General features: G+C 65.6%; 5 protein-coding genes. 2 read left to right on the top strand and 3 right to left on the bottom strand.

Annotated features, from left to right (window positions below):
- The 3 genes from QOC69_RS28105 to QOC69_RS28095 all read right to left on the bottom strand — a co-directional run.
- Positions 1–482, bottom strand: a 482-nt coding sequence (locus tag QOC69_RS28105; RefSeq protein WP_526445803.1) for an ABC transporter substrate-binding protein, incomplete at its 3' end; no start/stop codon positions are given.
- 50 nt (positions 483–532) lie between these two features.
- A complete protein-coding gene (locus tag QOC69_RS28100; RefSeq protein WP_526445802.1) occupies positions 533–1,843 on the bottom strand; it encodes an ADP-ribosylglycohydrolase family protein in 1,311 nt (436 codons plus the stop codon).
- A gap of 53 nt (positions 1,844–1,896) precedes the next feature.
- Positions 1,897–2,895 carry a LacI family DNA-binding transcriptional regulator gene (locus tag QOC69_RS28095; RefSeq protein ID WP_526445801.1) on the bottom strand — a complete coding sequence of 333 codons (999 nt, stop codon included), beginning with the start codon at positions 2,893–2,895 and terminating at the stop codon, positions 1,897–1,899.
- A 207-nt stretch (positions 2,896–3,102) separates the two neighbouring features.
- On the opposite strand from QOC69_RS28095, the gene QOC69_RS28090 reads away from it, so the two are divergent.
- Positions 3,103–4,098, top strand: coding sequence for an ADP-ribosylglycohydrolase family protein (locus tag QOC69_RS28090; RefSeq protein ID WP_526445800.1), 996 nt, complete (start codon positions 3,103–3,105; stop codon positions 4,096–4,098).
- Between the two features lie 91 nt (positions 4,099–4,189).
- A partial coding sequence (locus QOC69_RS28085; protein ID WP_526445799.1) for an ADP-ribosylglycohydrolase family protein occupies positions 4,190–5,227 on the top strand: 1,038 nt, incomplete at its 3' end.

Here is a 5,227-nt window from a genome sequence, read left to right as displayed (position 1 = left end):
GGGTTGTAGTAGATCGAGAATGTCTCCAAGCTGGCAGGCAGCGAGTACAGCTTCCCGTTCACCTGCCCAGCTTCGAGGGCCCAGGGAATGAACTTGTCGCGCCAGCCGAACTTGTCAATGTATTCGTCCAGAGGCAGCACGTTGCCGTTGTTGACGTACCGAAGGGTCTGGGCAGGGCCGGAGGCCTCGATGAGGTCGGGGCCATTGCCGGCGGCGATGGCGGTCTGGACGAGCCGGTCGAGCGTGTCGGGCTGTTTGACCGTCATCTTGACCTTTAGAGCGTCGGCGCCGGTCGCAGCCTTGTTGTAGGCGTCGATGAAGTTCTGGCGGAAGTAGTTCTCACCGTCCTTGGTCTGGAACGCGCCCCAGTACTGGATCTCGCCGGGGCCGCCGCCCCCCGTGCCGCAGGCTGCGAGAGTGGTCGCACCGACCGCCGCGGTGGACAGTTGCAGGAAGCGGCGACGTGAGAGTGAAGCGGACATTTTTGTGAGGCCTCCAGGTTCTGGTGTTCTCGGGGTCGGTGAGGGTCGGGTCACTTGCTGTTCGCCACCAGGACTGTCCGGTCGGCGAGGTCCGAGATGCGGGAGCGGTCGAAACCGCGGATTGCGCTGCGCGTGGTGTTGTTCAACGGTTTCGTCCAGTGGGGCGGAAGCCTCTGGGCGCCGGTGATGATTCCGGCGACGCTGCCGACAGTCGCGCCGTTGGAGTCCGTGTCCCAGCCGCCTTGGACGGTGAGGCCGATGCTTGCGGTGAAGTCTCCGTCACCCCACAGGAGCCCGGCGACGACAACTGCGGCGTTGTTGATGGTGTGGACCCAGGAGTAATGGCCGTAGCGTTCTTCGATTGCCGTTCGCGCCGTGTGCCAGGTGACGCCCGTGGCGTGCTGGTCCAAAACGAACCTGATGGCCTCTGCGAGCCTGCTTCGCGGCGGGATGCACGCCAGAGATGTTTGCACGGAGTGCTTTGCATCGCCGGTGAATGCCGCAGCAACGAGCGCAGCGGCCCACATTGCACCGTAGACACCGTTGGCCGTATGGGACAGGGTCGCGTCGCGGTAAGCGAGTTCAGCTGCGGCCCACGGATTCCCGGCGTGGACGTACCCAAAGATGTCGGCGCGGATCTGAGCGCCAATCCACTCCCGATAGGGGTTGTCGACCTTGCCAGCCATGACGGGGGCGTGCCCTAGTGCAAGGTTGCGGTAGACGACGCGCTCGGCGGTGAAGGTCTGGGTGTAGGGGATACGGTCGAGCCATTCTGCTGCGACGTCGGCGGTGGTGAAGCCGAGCCCGTACTGCTCGAGGATGTGCAGACCGAGGATGGTGTAGTCGATGTCGTCGTCGCGGGCGCTTTCAAAGATCCGACCCCGGGTAGTGTAGGGCCAGAACTCGCGCAACTCGAAGCTCTCAGGCATCGGGTCCAAGACCGGGATGTAGTCGGTCAGCGGATACGCGTCGGCCAGTTCGAGGTAGTAGCGCAGGTGCTCTGCGGTCCAGTGGTCGCCATTCTCGACCGGCTTGCCGAGGTTGCAGCCTGCGCATCGGCCGAGCCAGCCGCCGAGGATCCGGTCCAGCAGGGCGGCCTCGCCGATGATCGCCGGCGGCGGTGGGGCGTGCAAGCTGGCGAGGATGCTGTGGAGGTCCTCGGGCTCCTCGAAGGCCCAGTCATTGTGCCGAGTCACCCCGAGGAGTTCGTTCAGCAGCTGGCGGGACGCAGCAGCGTCGCCGTCGTCAACCGCCTGCTGTGCCGCTGCGGCGAGGCCGCCAAGGTCGAAACCGCTCTCCTGCAGCTGCGCGGCCTCCCAGCGGAGCAACTCGCACGGATCGTGGGGCTGGTGGTCATGCAACGGTGAGTTCTCCTGCCGATAGGTAGTGAAGTTCGGGCGCGCGATCAGCCGGCTCAGGCCGATTCGCGGCGGATGAGTGCGTTGGCGATGACGAGTTCGCGTGCAGGCTCGGACCCGTCGGCTTGGAGGCGGCGCAGGAGCGCTTCGCCGCAGGAGCGGCCGACCTCCCGGGCAGGGTTGACGACGGTTGTCAGTGCCGGCGTCACGAGTGATGCGGCGTCGATATCGTCGTAGCCGCTGACTGCGAGGTGGTCGGGCACGCTGAGTCCCAGCTCGCGAGCGGCATCGAGCACACCGATCGCGATGAGGTCGTTTGCGCAGGCGATGGCGTCGGGTCGCTCGTCGTAGTTCAGGAGCGCCCTGGCTGCTTCTCGGCCGGCTTCGCGTGTGTAGTCGGCGCGGACGACGAGGCCTTCGTCGATGTTGCGACCGGCTTCGTTCAGCGCGCGACGGAACCCGGCTTCGCGGAGGTCGCTGGGGCCGGCGTGCTCGGCACCGCCAATGAATGCAATCCGCCGGCGGCCCTTTTCCAGGTGGTAGCGGACTGCCTGCGCCATGCCGCCTTCGTCGTCGCTTCGGACAAGGTCGCCGAGGTCGGCGTCGAAGTGGCCGCCGCCGAGACGTACCAGCGGCATGTTCCTGCCGTGCAAGAGCAGATCATTGCGCGTGAGCTGGAACGACGCGACGACGACACCGTCAACGAACCGGGTCGCCATGGACCTGAGGAACGCGATTTCCTGATCGCGGGTTCCGTCGGTGTTGTACACGATGGCGTGGTAGCCGGCCGGGGTGAGAACGTCATCGAGGCCGCGAAGGACCATCGGGTAGAAGGGGTTGGTCAGGTCCGGAACCATCAGCCCAACGGTCATGGTCCGACGTGAACGCAGCCCTTGGGCAAGCGTGTTCGGCTCGTACCCAAGCTGCTCGATGACCCGGCGCACGCGGTCCTTGGTGCCCTGAGCGACCGGCCGACGCCCGGACAGCACGTGAGAAACCGTGGTGACAGAGACGCCAGCCTTGGCGGCGACCTCAATCATCCCGACCCGCGTCAATTTGGCTCCTCCATGCAAAACGTTCGGTATGGCGTGGTGGCGACATTGCCCCAGGGTTGCAGCTCTTGTCAAGAGCTTCTATGGCGATAGACCAGTGACTTCTCGCCGCCACTTGCAATTCCGCAACTTCCCTTGACTAGCCGAGGGGTATTGAGCTTGAGTTGGCCAGCACGCATTGTGCAAAACGTCTTGCATGAGAGGGTACCGGTGACCACATCTTTCGAGCGCGTGTACGGCGCGCTCATCGGACAAGCGGTGGGTGACGCGCTCGGCGCGCCAACCGAGGGCCTGACTCGGAAGCAGATCATCGAGCGGTACGGGTGGGTCTCGGACTTCCTGGACGACGACCCAGCCGGAACGGACGACACCGAATACGCGGTCCTGACTGCGCGGTTGATGTTGGCGCACGGCCGAGAGCTGACACCGGCGCAGGTTGGCGTCGCGTGGACCGAGAATCTCGTGAATCAGGTTGGTGGTTTCTACGGTGGTGGTTTCAGCGAGATGACCGCCATAAACAACCTTCGCGACGGTCTGACTCCTCCGGTCACCGGTAGCGACAATCACGAGATGTGGAGCGATGGGGCGGCGATGCGAATCGCACCGGTCGGAATCTTGTGCGCCGGCGACCCAGTCGAGGCTGCACGGTTGGCTGCTCTCGATGCGCAGGTGTCGCATTCCAGGGACGGCATCTACTGCGCACAGGTCATTGCCGCGGGCGTTGCCGCCGCGATGACGGCGGAATCGTGGGAAGCGGTGGTCGATGCGGCGATTGCGGCCGCGCCAGCAGACTCTTGGTCAGGGCGGACCATTCGGCGAGCGGTCGACATCGGTTTGTCGCATTCGAGTTTGCGTGGCGCGTTGGATGAGCTGTACGAGCAGGTTTCGATCTTCCACTACCCGTTCGCCGATGTGGGTCCGGAGGCGACGGCGTTGGCGATGGGTGTGTTCGCGGCGGCGCGTGGCAAGTACGTGGACGCGGTCCTCGGTGGAACGAACATCGGGCGCGATGCGGACACGATTGCAGCGATGGCAGGGTCCATGGCAGGTGCCTTGCACGGCTCGCACGCCGTTCCTGAGAACTGGCGCATGCGAATCAACGTGGTGCGGGGACACTGCATCGCCTCGACGGCCGGTACAGACCTGGCCGAGTTGGCGCGCGACCTGCACGCCGCCCTGCTCACCCGCACCGGAGGCGTTGCATGATCACCCGCCCTATCGCTCCCGCTTTGGTGCCGCCACTTTCAGGCGTCCAGCGCGTGACCAGTTCACCCACTGATTGGAAGGACCGAGCCAAATGACTGTTTCCGCATCCGCCGTCGCCGCCCAGGGGCTCCGCGACCGCGCTCGCGGAGCCCTCGTCGGCCTCGCGATTGGCGACTCGGCAGGCCTGCCCGCTCTCTACCACCGCAGCGCGCGCTTCGGTAGACGTAGGGAGTGGCTGTGGCAGTTCAGCGCGGAGGCAGACACCCATCAGGTGCTTCGCTTCCTTCTTCCGTTCACCAACGGGCGGCCGGAGCCGCTGGCGGTTTCCGGTACCGACGACACCGAGTTCGCGGTGGCTGCGGCGCTCATCCTTCTGGACGCCTCACCAGACGCCACGAGCGAAGAGTTGTTCGCGGGCTGGCGCCGGCTGGTGGTGGACCGGGCCGACGACGTTTGGTCCGGCATCGCCGAACGTTCTTCCATCATCAACGCGAAGGCTGGCCTGACTCCGCCTGCTACCGGCAACGACAATCCGGCGCATTTCGACGACGGCGCGGTCGCACGAGCCGTTCCGGTCGGCATCCGGCACGCCGGCGACCCGGACCTGGCAGCCAAGGTCGCCACCCGGCTGGCTGAGATCACCCATGCCGACGACGGCGTGTGGGCTGCCGCTGCGATGGCGGCGAGTGTCGCGGCAGCAATGTCGGGCGCGAACGCCACCGACACCATCGCTGCCGGGGTCAGTCGAATTCCGGAGGGTTCGTGGCTGTCTCGTACGATGACCCGCGCGCTCGACCTTTCCGCCGCGGCTGAAACGCCGCTCGACCTTATCGCGGACCTGAATGACCAGGTCGCGAACGCCTCCTACAGTTTCGGCACCATCGCACCGGAGACGCTTGCGTCTGCCTTCGCGATCGTTGCGAAGACCGGCGGAGACCTGGTCACAGCGGTGCCGCTTGCTGGCATGGTCGCGAAGCAGAGCGACAGTATGCCCGCGATGGTGGGTGCACTGACCGGCGCCATGAGCGGTGCCGGTGCGCTTCCAAGGCGCTGGCTGGAGTCGGTTGACCTGCTGCGCGGTCACTGTCTGCCGAGCTTGGCCGGCAAGTCGCTGGTAGCGGTCGCTGAC

This window comes from Mycobacterium sp., from assembly GCF_032162105.1.
Classification (GTDB): domain Bacteria; phylum Actinomycetota; class Actinomycetes; order Mycobacteriales; family Mycobacteriaceae; genus Mycobacterium.
Note: the sequence above shows the minus strand (reverse complement) of the source record. Positions and strands in the feature narration are given on the sequence as shown.